Source organism: Pseudomonas sp. KH_046_2 (genome assembly GCF_057838985.1).
On record NZ_CM174480.1, the window covers coordinates 5,240,315 to 5,254,571 of the forward strand.

At 59.8% G+C, this 14,257-nt stretch carries 15 protein-coding genes and 1 tRNA gene; 10 read left to right on the forward strand and 6 right to left on the reverse strand.

What is annotated here, in order from left to right; translation table 11 throughout:
• Positions 1–15: 15 nt before the first annotated feature.
• The 3 genes from phrB (at position 16) to AC3IX1_RS23770 (ending at position 2,713) form a co-directional block, all read left to right on the forward strand.
• Positions 16–1,458 carry a deoxyribodipyrimidine photo-lyase gene (gene phrB, locus AC3IX1_RS23760; protein ID WP_489386032.1) on the forward strand — a complete coding sequence of 481 codons (1,443 nt, stop codon included), beginning with the start codon at positions 16–18 and terminating at the stop codon, positions 1,456–1,458.
• 64 nt (positions 1,459–1,522) lie between these two features.
• A complete protein-coding gene (locus tag AC3IX1_RS23765; protein ID WP_489386033.1) occupies positions 1,523–2,305 on the forward strand; it encodes an SDR family NAD(P)-dependent oxidoreductase in 783 nt (260 codons plus the stop codon).
• A gap of 102 nt (positions 2,306–2,407) precedes the next feature.
• Positions 2,408–2,713 (forward strand): YkgJ family cysteine cluster protein, encoded by a 306-nt coding sequence (locus AC3IX1_RS23770; protein ID WP_007981864.1) that lies wholly within the window; start codon positions 2,408–2,410, stop codon positions 2,711–2,713.
• 132 nt (positions 2,714–2,845) lie between these two features.
• On the opposite strand, the gene AC3IX1_RS23775 is transcribed toward AC3IX1_RS23770, so the two are convergent.
• From AC3IX1_RS23775 to hemA, 6 genes are all read right to left on the reverse strand, one after another.
• Positions 2,846–3,364: an acyloxyacyl hydrolase gene (locus tag AC3IX1_RS23775; protein WP_489386034.1), complete on the reverse strand. Its 519-nt coding sequence runs from the start codon at positions 3,362–3,364 to the stop codon at positions 2,846–2,848.
• 122 nt (positions 3,365–3,486) lie between these two features.
• Positions 3,487–4,278, reverse strand: coding sequence for a glutamate racemase (gene murI, locus AC3IX1_RS23780; protein ID WP_489386035.1), 792 nt, complete (start codon positions 4,276–4,278; stop codon positions 3,487–3,489).
• The gene (locus AC3IX1_RS23785; RefSeq protein WP_489386036.1) at positions 4,271–5,026 is read right to left on the reverse strand and encodes a molybdopterin-synthase adenylyltransferase MoeB; all 756 of its coding nucleotides are present in this window, start codon (positions 5,024–5,026) and stop codon (positions 4,271–4,273) included. The genes murI and AC3IX1_RS23785 overlap by 8 nt, the downstream gene beginning before the upstream one ends.
• A complete protein-coding gene (prmC, locus tag AC3IX1_RS23790) occupies positions 5,020–5,850 on the reverse strand; it encodes a peptide chain release factor N(5)-glutamine methyltransferase (RefSeq protein ID WP_489386037.1) in 831 nt (276 codons plus the stop codon). The genes AC3IX1_RS23785 and prmC overlap by 7 nt, the downstream gene beginning before the upstream one ends.
• The gene (gene prfA, locus AC3IX1_RS23795) at positions 5,851–6,933 is read right to left on the reverse strand and encodes a peptide chain release factor 1 (protein ID WP_489386038.1); all 1,083 of its coding nucleotides are present in this window, start codon (positions 6,931–6,933) and stop codon (positions 5,851–5,853) included. It abuts the gene before it with no gap.
• Positions 6,930–8,219 carry a glutamyl-tRNA reductase gene (gene hemA / locus AC3IX1_RS23800; RefSeq protein WP_489386039.1) on the reverse strand — a complete coding sequence of 430 codons (1,290 nt, stop codon included), beginning with the start codon at positions 8,217–8,219 and terminating at the stop codon, positions 6,930–6,932. The genes prfA and hemA overlap by 4 nt, the downstream gene beginning before the upstream one ends.
• Positions 8,220–8,452: 233 nt before the next feature.
• On the opposite strand from hemA, the gene AC3IX1_RS23805 reads away from it, so the two are divergent.
• The 7 genes from AC3IX1_RS23805 (at position 8,453) to pth (ending at position 14,247) form a co-directional block, all read left to right on the forward strand.
• Complete coding sequence (locus AC3IX1_RS23805; RefSeq protein ID WP_489386040.1) at positions 8,453–10,177, forward strand: tetratricopeptide repeat protein; 1,725 nt, start codon at positions 8,453–8,455, stop codon at positions 10,175–10,177.
• Between the two features lie 4 nt (positions 10,178–10,181).
• Positions 10,182–10,799 (forward strand): lipoprotein insertase outer membrane protein LolB, encoded by a 618-nt coding sequence (lolB, locus tag AC3IX1_RS23810; protein WP_489386041.1) that lies wholly within the window; start codon positions 10,182–10,184, stop codon positions 10,797–10,799.
• Between the two features lies 1 nt (position 10,800).
• Entirely contained in the window at positions 10,801–11,652 is an 852-nt protein-coding gene (gene ispE / locus AC3IX1_RS23815; RefSeq protein ID WP_489386042.1) for a 4-(cytidine 5'-diphospho)-2-C-methyl-D-erythritol kinase, read from the forward strand.
• 36 nt (positions 11,653–11,688) lie between these two features.
• A tRNA-Gln gene (locus tag AC3IX1_RS23820) sits at positions 11,689–11,763 on the forward strand.
• A 46-nt stretch (positions 11,764–11,809) separates the two neighbouring features.
• Positions 11,810–12,751, forward strand: coding sequence for a ribose-phosphate pyrophosphokinase (locus AC3IX1_RS23825; protein WP_003208392.1), 942 nt, complete (start codon positions 11,810–11,812; stop codon positions 12,749–12,751).
• A gap of 142 nt (positions 12,752–12,893) precedes the next feature.
• On the forward strand, positions 12,894–13,493 hold the full coding sequence (locus tag AC3IX1_RS23830) for a 50S ribosomal protein L25/general stress protein Ctc (RefSeq protein WP_008046051.1): 600 nt from the start codon (positions 12,894–12,896) through the stop codon (positions 13,491–13,493).
• Positions 13,494–13,662: 169 nt separating this feature from the next.
• Positions 13,663–14,247 carry an aminoacyl-tRNA hydrolase gene (gene pth, locus AC3IX1_RS23835; protein WP_046030136.1) on the forward strand — a complete coding sequence of 195 codons (585 nt, stop codon included), beginning with the start codon at positions 13,663–13,665 and terminating at the stop codon, positions 14,245–14,247.
• The last annotated feature ends 10 nt before the right edge of the window (positions 14,248–14,257 follow it).

Here is a 14,257-nt window from a genome sequence, read left to right on the forward strand (position 1 = left end):
CGCGTGGTTAGCAAAATGCAATTGATCTGGCTGCGCAGCGACTTGCGCCTACATGACAACACCGCCCTCTCGGCCGCTGCAGCTCGCGGCCCGTGCATGGCGGTGTATCTGCTGAGTCCGGAACAATGGCTGGAACACGACGATGCGCCCTGCAAAGTAGACTTCTGGCTGCGTAACCTGCGCGAGTTGAGCCGCGAACTGGGTCGACTGAACATTCCCCTGCTGATCCGCCAGGCTCCGCGCTGGGATGACGCGCCAAGCGTATTGCTGAACCTGTGTCGACAGTGGCAGGTCGACGCACTGTATTTCAACGAAGAGTACGGCATCCACGAGTCCCGTCGAGATGCAGCGGTCGCCCGGACGCTACAGGCCGAAGGCATCGAAGTTCACCGCTACCTCGATCAATTGCTGTTCAAGCCCGGGAGCGTGCTGACCCGCACCGGCACTTACTTTCAGGTCTTCAGCCAGTTCCGCAAAGTCTGCTACGAACGACTGCACCACTCGCTGCCCAACCTGGTCTGCGCGCCGCACAAACAAGCGCCGCTGAACATTGCCAGCGATGCGATCCCCTTGAGTGTCGACGGTTTCGCAACACCCGCTGATCACCTGCGCAATCTGTGGCCGGCGGGCGAAGCCGAAGCCCGGCATCGCCTGGACATATTTAGCGATGCGCAGATCGAGCACTATCAAAGCGATCGGGATTTCCCGGCGAAGCCCGGTACCAGTCAGCTCTCGGCCTATCTGGCCGCCGGGATTATTTCTGTGCGCCAATGCCTGCACGCGGCCTTGAACAACAATCAAGGTGAATTCGAAAGCGGTAAAAACGGCGCCGTCACCTGGATCAACGAACTGCTGTGGCGCGAGTTCTACAAACACATCCTGGTGGGCTACCCACGGGTTTCCCGGCACCGCGCGTTTCGTCCGGAAACCGAAGCGCTGGCCTGGCGCAACGCCCCCGAAGAACTGGCCGCCTGGCAACAGGCGCGCACCGGCTTGCCGATCATCGACGCCGCCATGCGCCAACTGCTGGCAACCGGCTGGATGCACAACCGCCTGCGCATGGTGGTGGCAATGTTCCTGACCAAGAACCTGCTGATCGACTGGCGCGAAGGCGAACGCTTTTTCATGCGCCACCTGATCGATGGCGACCTGGCGGCGAACAATGGTGGCTGGCAGTGGAGTTCCTCCACCGGCACCGACTCGGCGCCTTACTTCCGGATTTTCAACCCGTTGAACCAGTCGGAAAAATTCGACCCCGAAGGCCTGTTCATCAAACACTGGCTGCCGGAATTGGCCGCTCTAAGTAAAAAGGAAGTGCATAACCCGGCCAACCTCGGTGGCCTTTTCGGTGCTGTGGATTACCCGCCACCGATCGTCGACTTGAGCACATCCCGTACACGCGTATTGACGGCGTTCAAAAACCTGCCCTCACGGCAATACGCCGCCGTTGGGTCATGATTTACCGCCACCGGGACTCGATGCCGGGGCTCCGGGCAATTGCCTGGCTGAAAAGGAGATTGAGATGAGTCGCACACTCGCACGACGATACTGGCTGACGGGTGCCAGCAGCGGCATCGGTGCAGCCATGGCCGAAGAAATCCTCAAAACCGGTGCGCACCTGGCCGTCAGCTCGCGCACCGTCGCCCCCCTCAAAGTCTTGTCGCAACGTTATCCGGGACAGGTATTGGTGGTCGCCGGAGACCTGACCAACAGCCAGACCGTACGCGAGATCGGCGAGCAGATTGCCGAGGACTGGGGCTCGCTGGACACCGTGATACTCAACGCTGGCACCTGCGAGTACCTGGATGCCAAGCAGTTCGATGCTTCGATTGTCGAGCACGTGGTGCGCACCAACCTGTTGGCCAGCAGTTATTGCATCGAAGCCGCCCTGCCTTTGCTGCGGGCCGGCACCGCACCACATATGGTAGCCATGGCCAGTACGGTGACCTACCTGCCGCTGCCCAAGGCAGAAGCCTGCGGCGCCTCGAAGGCCGGGCTGCGTTACCTGTTTGAATCCCTGCGCATCGACCTGGCCCCGGAGGGTATAGAAGTCACGGTGATCAGCCCCGGGTTTGTCGAGACGCCACTGACGACGAAAAACGGCTCCCCCATGGCCTTGAGCTGGCCGGTGGAGAAAGCCGCACGGCACATCTTCGAAAAACTCAAGGACCGCCCGCTGGAAATCACTTTCCCGGCGGCGTTCATGGCCACTCTCTGGCCGCTCGCCAAACGGCCAGACCAAGTGAAACTGGAGATCGGCAAACCCATGGTGCGCAGCCCGCCGCCGATCAAGGATCAACCCTGAAGAAAGTCGTCATCATCGGTAGCGGTATCTCGGACGTTCCGATACTTGAGCGTCCGTCAGACCTTTCACACAGCACCCGGTGACTGCCTTACACTGCGCGCCATGAAAACCATCCCCCATACGCAAATCGCGGAACCCGCGGTCACCTGCTCGACCTGCGCAGCCTGCTGCTGTCAGCTAGAAGTCATGTTGATCACCGATACGGGCGTGCCTGAACGGTTCATCGATACCGATGACTGGGGCGGGGAAGTGATGCTGCGCCTGGATGACGGCTGGTGTGCCGCGCTGGATCGCAACACGATGATGTGCACCATCTACGAAAAACGCCCGCTGATCTGCCGGGAGTTCGAAATGGGCGCACCGGAGTGCATCGACGAACGCCAGGGGATTTCGACGGCGTATCGCTAGTTTGAAGTTGTCCCAATACCAATGTGGGAGCGGGCTTGCTCGCGAAAGCGTCAGGTCAGTCGATTACAGTGTCGACTGATCCAGTGCTTTCGCGAGCAAGCCCGCTCCCACATTTAGTACAGCGTTGCTGTCTTACAATGGCATCGTGTAATGCAATGCGTAACTTTCTACACCATCGTTCGGAGTGGTGATCCCGGCGTTGGAATAGTGCGTCGCGCGGACCCCGACTTCATGGCCGCCTGCAAAGCGCAAACCGAATCCAAAGCGGTCTTCAAACTGGAAGGCGCTGCCCAGATCGTTGCTTTCGACTTCGGTGCTGGCAAAGGCCGCCACGCCAATCCCAAACTCGATGTAGGGTTTGACGTTCTGGCCGGCAAATTCATAAACGAGCACGGGCGAGAACGACAGGCTGTGGTTACTGGATTTCTCGTCACCTTCCCAATAGGTGTAAGCGCCGTCCCAGTATCCGGTCAGACGACCAACGTCACTCTGCCACCAGCTCTGGTCCCAATCGAATTGCATGCCCAGCCGATACGTCATGGTCGAATCGCTGGTCTGACCAACCGCGAACTCCACACCTGCCGCCTGCGCGGTAAAAGTGTGCCCCATCAGTGCGGCCGCAATCGCGGCCAAGCAGAATAGTCGCTTCACTTGAAACTTCCTTTTGTGAACGATTTCGTATGGTTTTTTTGTTGCCAAGCCCTGCAAAACTATAGAAGTCAGCGATTTATCAGAAGTTCACCCGACTCTTACTGTTCCCCCCGGACAGCCTTCTACCTGCTGAAGCTTCGCACAACGCCAGCCGTATTCCACAATATCGGCAAGATATTTCTGAAATGTAGCGGATCGGCACTGGTCCAGAACCGTGCCTCACGGGCCGGCCCCTCGGCGAGCAGCTCGCCTTCGGCCAGCAGACGCTGAAGTTGCCGCGCGACGGCGGCGCCGGTGTCGATCAGGCTGATGTCGTCGGGGATCATCTGTCGCAGCATTGGCTTGAGAAAGGGGTAATGGGTACAGCCGAGAATCAGGGTGTCCGCGCCGGCAGCCAGCAGTGGCCGGACATACCCGGCCAACAGCTGACGCAGTTCGGGGCTACGCAGATCGCCGTTTTCAATCAGCTCCACCAACCCTGGACAGGGCTGGGTAATCACTTTCACGTCCGTGGCGAAGCGGTCGAGCAACGCGGCGAACTTGGCACTCTGCAAGGTGCCGGTGGTGGCCAGCACCCCCACCACGCCGGAACGGGTTGCAGCGGCGGCCGGTTTGACTGCCGGCTCCATGCCGACGATGGGCCATTCTGGATAGTCGCGACGCAAGTCGGCGACACCGGCCACCGTCGCCGTGTTGCACGCCAGCACCAGGGCCTTGGCGCCCTGTTGCCGAAAGAAATCGGCCATCACGCTGCAGCGTTGCTGGATAAATTCCGGGGTTTTCTCGCCGTAGGGAACATTCCCGCAGTCGGCGACGTACAACAGAGACTCATTGGGCAGCAAACGCTGGATCTCGGCCAGTACCGAGAGCCCGCCGACACCGGAGTCGAACACGCCAATCGGCGCTTCACGCATGTTTCGACCCACAGACGCTGCAGCCCGGATCGCGCTTGACCCGCAATTCACGGAAGCGTGTGCCCAATGCATCGATCAACAGCAGGCGCCCCACCAGCGGCTCACCGAATCCGGCCAGCAACTTCAGCGCCTCGAGCGCTTGCAGGCTGCCGACCAGCCCCACCAGTGGCCCGACCACGCCTGCCTCGCTGCAAGTCAGTTCGGCTTCGCTGCCGTGTCCATACAAACAGTGGTAGCACGGACTCTCCGGTCGACGCGGATCGAACACCGACAGTTGCCCTTCGAGGCGAATCGCGGCGCCGCTGACCAGCGGTTTGCCGGCCGACACGCAAGCGGCGTTGACCGCTTCACGGGTGGAAAAGTTGTCGGAACAATCGAGAACCAGATCCACCCCGGCGACCGCGGCGGCCAGGGAGTCTTCGTCCAGCGCCGCAGGATGGGCGATCAACTGGATCTCGGGATTGATCGCGCTCAGGCGCTTGATTGCCGAGTCGACCTTGGTCATGCCGACGCTGTCGGTGTCGTGAATGATCTGGCGTTGCAGGTTGGTCAGGTCGACCGTGTCGAAGTCAGCCAGATGCAACTCGCCAACCCCGGCGGCTGCCAGATACAGCGCCACTGGCGCGCCAAGGCCGCCAAGACCAACGATCAATACGCGGCTTTCCTTGAGCCGCAACTGGCCGTCGATATCGATGTGTTGCAGCAGAATCTGCCGACTGTAACGCAGCAACTCCTGATCATTCAGCACGGCAGGCGCCCCAGACTGATGCGTTGATGACCGCCCAGATCGGTGCGGCTGTGGACTTCTTCAAAGCCTCGGGTCAGCAGCAAATCGCGGACCGCTTCGGCCTGATCATAGCCGTGTTCGAGCATCAGCCAACCGCCGCTATCCAGATGGTCCGGTGCCTGGGCGACGATCAGGCGCAGATCGTCGAGCCCGTCGACACCCGCCACCAGGGCGCTGGCCGGTTCGAAGCGCACATCGCCCTCGACCAGATGCGGATCGGCCGCTGCAATGTAGGGCGGATTGCTGATGATCAGTTGAAAGCGCTGACCTTCCAGGGCGCTGAACCAATGACTGCTCAGCACGACGGCGTTGCCCAGGTGCAGGCGCTGGCGATTGCGTTCGGCCAGGGCCACGGCTTCCAGCACGCGATCCACGGCAGTGACGTTCCACGCCGGACGCTCGCTGGCCAGGGCCAGGGCGATGGCGCCGCTGCCGGTGCCAAGGTCGAGTACCTTGGCCGGTGTGGCCGGCAACAGTTCCAGCGCGGCTTCCACCAGCAGTTCGGTGTCGGGGCGCGGGATCAGTGTGTGCGGTGCGACTTCCAGGTCCAGCTTCCAGAAGCCCTGCTGGCCAAGGATATAGGCCACCGGCTCACCGCTGCGGCGGCGCTGCAAATATTCGGCGAACGTCAGCGCCGCTTCGCTCGGCACGATGCGCTCCGGCCAGGTGTGCAGGAAACTGCGGGACTTGCCCAACGCCGCCGCCAGCAGCAATTCGGCATCCAGACGCGCCGTCGGCGAGTCGGGTAAATCAGCGGCGCGCAACAAACTGGCAATGATCGTCATCTACTCACCTATCGCTGCCAGTTGATCGGCCTGGTACTCGGCCAGCAACGGCTCGATCACCGCCTCGACACCGCCGGCGAGGATCTCGTCGAGGGAATACAAGGTCAGGTTGACCCGGTGGTCGGTGACCCGGCCCTGGGCAAAATTATAGGTGCGGATGCGCTCGGAGCGGTCGCCGGAGCCGACCAGCAACTTGCGCTCGCTGGCAATGGCGTTGGCTGCGGCCGAGGTCTGCTGATCGTTCAGCTTGGCCGACAACCAGGACATCGCCCGGGCGCGGTTCTTGTGCTGCGAACGTTCTTCCTGGCACTCGACCACGATGCCGGACGGCAAGTGCGTGATACGAATCGCCGAGTCGGTCTTGTTGACGTGCTGGCCACCGGCGCCGGAGGAACGATAGGTGTCGATGCGCAGGTCGGCCGGGTTGATCTCGATGGCTTCCTGTTCGTCCGGCTCGGGCAATACCGCCACGGTGCAGGCCGAGGTGTGGATGCGGCCCTGGGATTCGGTCGCCGGAACCCGCTGCACGCGGTGCGCACCGGATTCGAACTTCAGCTTGCCATAGACGTTGTCGCCCTCGACCCGGGCAATCACCTCTTTATAGCCGCCGTGCTCACCCTCGTTTTCCGAGAGAATCTCCACCCGCCAGCCACGACGCTCGGCGTAGCGCGAATACATGCGGAACAGGTCGCCAGAGAAAATCGCCGCCTCGTCACCGCCGGTACCGGCACGGATCTCGAGGAACACGTTGCGTCCGTCGTTCGGGTCCTTGGGCAGCAGCATGCGCTGCAGATCAGCTTCGAGCGTGACCAGGCGTTCCTTGGCCTCGCGGACTTCTTCCACGGCCATGTCGCGCATGTCCGGGTCGCGGTCCTTGAGCAGTGCCTGGGCGCCTTCGAGGTCGTCCTGCACTTTCAGCAGTTCTTTATAGGCGCCCACAATCGGTTCAACTTCCGCGTACTCCTTGGAATAGGTGCGGAACTTGTTCTGATCGGAAATGACCTCGCCGTCGCCCAGCAGGGCAGTCAATTCCTCGAAACGGTCCTGGAGGATATCCAGCTTATTGAGCAGTGACGCTTTCATTGCGGTTTTTTATCCGAAAAGCTATCCGATGAGCCCTCACCGAGGGCAAAGAGTTCCTGGGCCATCGCCAGCGCATCCAGGCGACCTTCGGCAGAGAGCTTTTTCAACTGCACGCTCGGTGCGTGCAACAGTTTGTTGGTCAGCCCGCGGGCCAATTGCACCAGCACCTCTTCGGCACTGCTACCGTTGGCCAGCATGCGCTGGGCCTTTTGCAATTCTTCGTCGCGCAGGCGCTCGCTCTGTTGACGATAGGCCTTGAGCACGTCCACCGCCGCCAGTTCGCGCAGGCGGACCATGAAATCTTCAGCGCCGATCGAAACCATCTCTTCGGCGGCCTGGGCTGCGCCCTGACGACTCTTGAGGTTCTCGGCGACCACTTCGTGGAGGTCGTCGACGCTATAGAGGTAAACGTCATCCAACTCGCCGACTTCTGGCTCGATGTCGCGGGGAACAGCGATATCCACCATGAAGATCGGTTTGTGCTTGCGCAGTTTCAAGGCGCTTTCCACCGCACCCTTGCCCAGGATCGGCAACTGGCTGGCAGTGGAACTGATGACGATATCGCTGCGCACCAGCTCTGCCGGAATATCCGACAGCAACACCGCATGGGCGCCAAACTGCTCGGCCAGAATGCTCGCGCGCTCCAGGGTACGGTTGGCGACCACTATGCGTTTTACACCCAGGTCATGCAGATGGCGGGCGACCAGGGTGATGGTCTCGCCGGCGCCGATCAACAAGGCCTGGCTGCGTTGCAGGTCGCTGAAAATCTGCTTGGCCAGGCTCACCGCGGCAAACGCCACCGATACCGGGTTCTCGCCGATGGCCGTGTCGGTGCGCACCTGCTTGGCCGCATTGAACGTGGCCTGGAACAACCTCCCGAGCAATGGCCCGATGGTGCCGGCCTCGCGGGCCACGGCATAGGCCGACTTCATCTGGCCGAGAATCTGCGGTTCGCCCAACACCAGCGAGTCGAGCCCGGAAGCGACCCGCATCATGTGACGAACTGCCGCATCATCTTCATGCACATAGGCGCTTTCGCGCAGCTCGTCGTAGCTCAAATGATGATATTCGGCCAGCCAGCGCAGCACGATCTCCGCCGACAGGTGATCCTGTTCTATATAGAGTTCACTGCGATTGCAGGTGGAGAGGATCGCAGCTTCGCGGCTGTCGGTGAGTCGGCAGAGCTGCTGCAAGGCCTCAACCAGCTGCTCAGGGGTAAAAGCCACGCGCTCGCGGACGTCTACTGAAGCAGTCTTGTGGTTAATACCGAGTGCAAGGAAGGCCATTCAAAGTCGCTGATTGTGACGTGAAGCCGACAATTGTCCTACTTCGACGGAATCAGAACAACTACTCGATATCTATCGTGCCAGTAGACGACGCCGACGTTGCGAGCGGTTCTCGTTTAAAGGATCGCCCAGAGTCGTCTATCGGGCTGGCAGGTAAATTGCCGGGCCGGTTATGTTTGGCCGAAAGCTTGTGTCATGATGATCCGACCGCAGGTTAGTCGTCCTCCTCCTATATGAATAGATCTTCCGCGTTGCTCCTCGCTCTTGTCTTCCTCAGCGGCTGCCAGGCCTTGGCACCCGTATCGTCGGACGGTACGCCGCCGGTTGAAGACAGCACCCCGGCCCCTGAAAAGCCCAAGGTCTACAGCTCATTCAGCGAGGAAACCATCTATAGCCTGCTGAGCGCCGAACTGGCTGGCCAGCGCAATCGTTTCGACATCGCCCTGGACAACTATGTGACCCAGGCCATCAACACCCAGGATCCGGGCATCTCCGAGCGGGCATTTCGTATCGCCGAATATCTGGGCGCCGACCAGGCAGCCCTGGATACCGCGCTGATCTGGGCCAGGAATGCTCCCGACGACCTCGAAGCGCAACGCGCCGCCGCCGTACAACTGGCGCGCGCCGGGCGTTACGACGACTCCATGGTCTATATGGAGAAAGTCCTGCAAGGCAAGGGCGACACCCATTTCGACTTCCTTGCGCTGTCCGCGGCCGACACCGACCAGGACACCCGCAACGGCTTGATGAAAAGCTTCGACCGTTTGTTGCAGCGTCATCCGGACAACAGCCAGCTGATTTTCGGCAAGGCCTTGCTGATGCAACAGGATGGCGACGCCAAAGGCGCATTGAAGCTGCTGGAAGACAATCCGCCGGACGACGGCGAAATCGCGCCGATCCTGCTGCGCGCACGCCTGCTGCAAACCCTCGGTCGCGGTGACGAGGCCTTGCCGCTGCTGCAAAAAAGCATCAAGAAATACCCGGACGACAAGCGCCTGCGCCTGACTTACGCGCGGATGCTGGTTGAACAGGACCGCATGGACGACGCCAAGGCCGAGTTCTCGAGCCTGGTCCAGCAATACCCGGAAGACGACGAACTGCGTTACTCCCTGGCACTGGTCTGCCTGGAAGCCAAGGCCTGGAACGAGGCCAAGGGTTATCTTGAAGACCTGATCGCCCGGGAAAGTCACGTCGACTCGGCACACCTGAACCTCGGCCGCATCGCCGAAGAACAGAACGACCCGCAAGGCGCGCTGATCGAATACGCCAAGGTTGGCCCGGGCAGCGAGTACCTGCCGGCGCAATTGCGTCAGGCCGACATCCTGATCGACAACGGCAAGACCGCCGAAGCCCAACGCAAACTGGCGGCAGAGCGCGACGAGCAGCCGGATTACGCGATCCAGTTGTACCTGATCGAAGCCGAAACCCTGTCCGCCAACAATCAGGGCGACAAGGCCTGGAACGTTCTGCACCAAGCCTTGCAGCAATACCCGGACGATTTGAACCTGCTCTACACCCGCGCCATGCAGGCGGAAAAACGCAATGACCTGGCGCAGATGGAAAAAGACCTGCGCACGATCATCAAGCGCGACCCGGGCAATGCCATGGCGCTGAACGCCCTCGGCTACACCCTGTCCGACCGCACCACGCGCTACGCCGAAGCCAAGGCCCTGATCGAACAGGCGCACCGGATCAGTCCGGAAGACCCGGCGGTACTCGACAGCCTTGGCTGGGTGAATTACCGCATGGGCAATCTCGACGAAGCCGAGCGCTTGCTGCGCCAAGCCCTGGAACGCTTCCCCGACCAGGAAGTCGCCGCTCACCTGGGCGAAGTCCTGTGGGCAAACGGCAAACAGCGCGAAGCGAAACAAGTCTGGGGCAAGTTCCTCAAGGAACAACCTGACAGCCCGACCCTGCGCGGCACCATCAAACGCCTGACCGGATCAGAGACTCTTTAAGATTATGTTTTTGCGCCATTTCATCGTTTTCAGTTTTATCGCCCTGCTCGCCGGTTGCGCGGGCCTGGGTCCCCGCGAATCGGTCGAGGGTCATGGCAACGCCGCCCAATGGCGCGAGCACAAACAGCAACTGACCAGCCTCGATGGCTGGCAGATCGACGGCAAGATCGGCATCCGCGCCCCGAAAGACTCGGGCAGCGGCACGCTGTTCTGGTTGCAGCGCCAGGACTACTACGACATTCGCCTGTCCGGACCACTGGGCCGCGGCGCCGCTCGCCTGACCGGACGTCCGGGCAAGGTGTCGCTGGAAGTCGCCAACCAGGGACGCTACGACGCGCCAAACCCGGAAGTGCTGCTTGAAGAACAGCTGGGCTGGAAATTGCCGGTGTCCAACCTGGCCTGGTGGGTGCGCGGACTCCCGGCTCCGGACAGCAAAAGCCGTCTGACGCTGGATGGCGAAAGTCGTTTGGCCAGCCTCGAACAGGACGGTTGGCAGGTCGAATACACCGAATACACCCAACTGAACGGTTACTGGCTGCCCGAACGGATCAAACTGCATGGCACAGACCTGGATGTCACGCTGGTGATCAAAGCTTGGCAACCGCGCAAATTGGGGCAGTGAAATGCCAGCCAATCGCCTGACTTTACCCTCGCCGGCCAAACTCAATTTGATGCTGCACATTCTGGGTCGCCGTGAAGACGGCTACCACGAACTGCAAACGATGTTTCAGTTTCTCGATTACGGCGACGAAATCACCTATGCCCTGCGCATTGACGGTGTCATTCAATTGCACACCGAGTTCCCGGGCGTTCCCCACGACAGCAACCTGATCGTCAAGGCCGCCAGAAAACTTCAGGAGCAATCCGCTTGCTCGCTGGGCGTCGATATCTGGATCAAAAAGATCCTGCCCATGGGCGGCGGCATCGGTGGCGGCAGCTCGAATGCCGCAACGACATTGCTGGGCTTGAATCATCTGTGGCAATTGGGCTGGGATGAAGATCGCCTGGCCGAACTGGGGTTGACACTGGGCGCCGACGTCCCGGTTTTCGTACGTGGCCACGCGGCTTTCGCCGAGGGCGTGGGGGAGAAACTGACCCCTGTAGACCCGGAAGAACCGTGGTATCTGGTGCTGGTGCCGCAAGTATCTGTAAGTACGGCAGAAATTTTTTCAGATCCGTTGTTGACACGTAACACTCCTCCCATTAAAGTGCGCCCCGTTCCCAAGGGAAACAGTCGAAATGACTGCTTGCCGGTGGTAACAAGGCGTTATCCAGTGGTACGTAACGCTTTGAATTTGTTAGGTAAATTTACCGAAGCAAAACTCACCGGAACTGGAAGTTGTGTGTTTGGGGGCTTCCCAAGCAAAGCTGAAGCTGATAAAGTCTCGGCCCTTCTTACAGAGACCCTTACAGGGTTTGTAGCAAAAGGAAGCAACGTTTCGATGTTGCATCGCAAGCTGCAAAGTCTGCTCTAAAGGAACCGATTACCGGGTAATCGTTGCAACAAATACAGGGGCGTCGCCAAGCGGTAAGGCAGCAGGTTTTGATCCTGCCATGCGTTGGTTCGAATCCAGCCGCCCCTGCCATTTTCCTATACTCATCCAGGTTACCCTCAGCCTTCAGGTACTGCGCGTGTCCAAGATGATGGTCTTTACGGGGAACGCCAACCCCGATCTGGCTCGGCGTGTCGTACGTCAGCTGCATATCCCTCTCGGTGACATCTCTGTCGGTAAATTCTCCGACGGCGAAATTACAGCCGAGATCAATGAAAACGTCCGCGGTAAAGATGTCTTCATTATTCAGCCGACTTGCGCTCCGACCAACGATAACCTGATGGAACTGGTAGTGATGGCTGATGCCTTCCGCCGCTCCTCAGCTACTCGTATCACTGCTGTTATTCCTTACTTTGGTTATGCCCGTCAGGATCGCCGTCCGCGTTCCGCACGTGTGGCTATCAGCGCGAAAGTCGTGGCTGACATGCTTACCGTAGTCGGCATCGACCGTGTTCTCACGGTTGATCTGCATGCTGACCAAATCCAGGGTTTCTTCGATATTCCGGTAGATAACATCTACGGCTCCCCGGTTCTGGTGGATGACATCGAAGATCAGCGCTTCGAAAACCTGATGATCGTGTCCCCGGACATTGGCGGCGTCGTGCGTGCACGTGCCGTTGCCAAATCCCTGGGCGTGGATCTCGGGATCATCGACAAACGCCGAGAGAAAGCCAATCACTCTGAAGTGATGCATATCATCGGTGATGTCGAAGGGCGTACCTGTATTCTGGTCGATGACATGGTCGATACCGCCGGCACCCTGTGCCACGCGGCCAAGGCCTTGAAAGAGCATGGCGCTGCCAAGGTTTTCGCCTACTGCACACACCCTGTGCTGTCCGGTCGGGCGATCGAAAACATCGAAAATTCCATGCTGGACGAACTGGTGGTGACTAACACCATCCCGTTGTCCGCTGCTGCACAAGCCTGCTCGCGTATCCGTCAACTGGATATCGCGCCGGTAGTTGCCGAGGCGGTTCGCCGCATCAGCAATGAAGAATCGATCAGCGCGATGTTCCGCTAAGGGCCCTGCCCTTCTCGAAATGTCTCGTTGACGAAAAGCGCCCCGCCCCGGCATTCCTGTCGGGGCGGGGCTTTTTTGCCCATATCGCCTTTAGCGCTGGTCGCAAACGCTGGGGCGAATGTGGTTATTTTGGAGATACAACATGAACGATTTTACCCTGAATGCTGAAGTGCGTTCCGACCTGGGGAAAGGTGCGAGCCGCCGCCTGCGTCGTCTCGCAAGCCTGGTTCCAGCTGTAGTTTACGGTGGCGAAAAAGCCCCTGAATCCATCAGCATGCTGGCCAAAGAAGTTGCCAAACTGCTCGAAAACGAAGCGGCTTACAGCCACATCATCGAGCTGAACGTTGGTGGCACCAAGCAGAACGTCGTGATCAAAGCCCTGCAGCGTCACCCGGCCAAAGGCCACGTGATGCACGCTGACTTCGTACGCGTAGTAGCTGGCCAGAAACTGACCGCTATCGTTCCAGTGCACTTCATCAACGAAGAAGCACCGACCAAGAAAGGCGGCGAAATCTCGCACGTTGTTGCCGAGATCGAAGTTTCCTGCCTGCCGAAAGATCTGCCTGAGTTCATCGAAGTCGACCTGGCTAACGCTGAAATCGGTTCGATCATTCACCTGTCGGACCTCAAGGCTCCTAAAGGCGTTGAGTTCGTGGCCCTGGCACACGGCGATGACAAGGCTGTTGCCAACGTCCACGCTCCACGTGTTGCTCCAGAAGCTGCAGAAGGCGCTGCAGAGTAATTTTACTCTGTACGCCGGAGTGACCGGAAACATCGCGGACTAGAGCATAGCGAGAAAGCGGGCGAGAACGCGGAGTTTACATCATGGTAAATGAGCAATTTTCGTCCACTTTCGCCGCTCTCCCTGATTGCGGCGATGTTATCCACCACTCCAAGGAAGGGCCCCTATCGTGACTGCCATCAAACTGATCGTTGGCCTGGGAAATCCAGGCGCTGAATACGAACAGACCCGGCATAACGCAGGGGCCCTTTTTGTTGAGCGCATCGCGAACGCACAAGGCGTGAATCTTGTGGCGGACCGCAAGTATTTCGGCCTGACCGGACGCTATTCGCATCAGGGTCAGGATGTTCGTCTGCTGATTCCCACCACGTACATGAACCGCAGCGGCCAGGCCGTAGCGGCCCTTGCAGGTTTCTTCCGCATCAAGCCTGAAGAAATCCTCGTGGCGCACGACGAACTTGACCTGCCACCCGGCGTTGCCAAGCTCAAGCAGGGCGGCGGCCATGGCGGTCACAACGGGTTGCGCGACATCATTGCGCAACTGGGCAATCAGAATACCTTTCATCGCTTGCGGCTTGGCATTGGCCACCCGGGCGTTGCCAGTATGGTTTCAAATTTCGTCCTGGGTCGTGCGCCACGCGCCGAACAGGAAAAACTCGATGCCAGCATCGACTTTGCCCTCGGCGTGCTGCCGGATATCCTCGCCGGGGAATGGAACCGCGCGATGAAAAACCTGCACAGCCAGAAGGCCTGACTCTAACTCC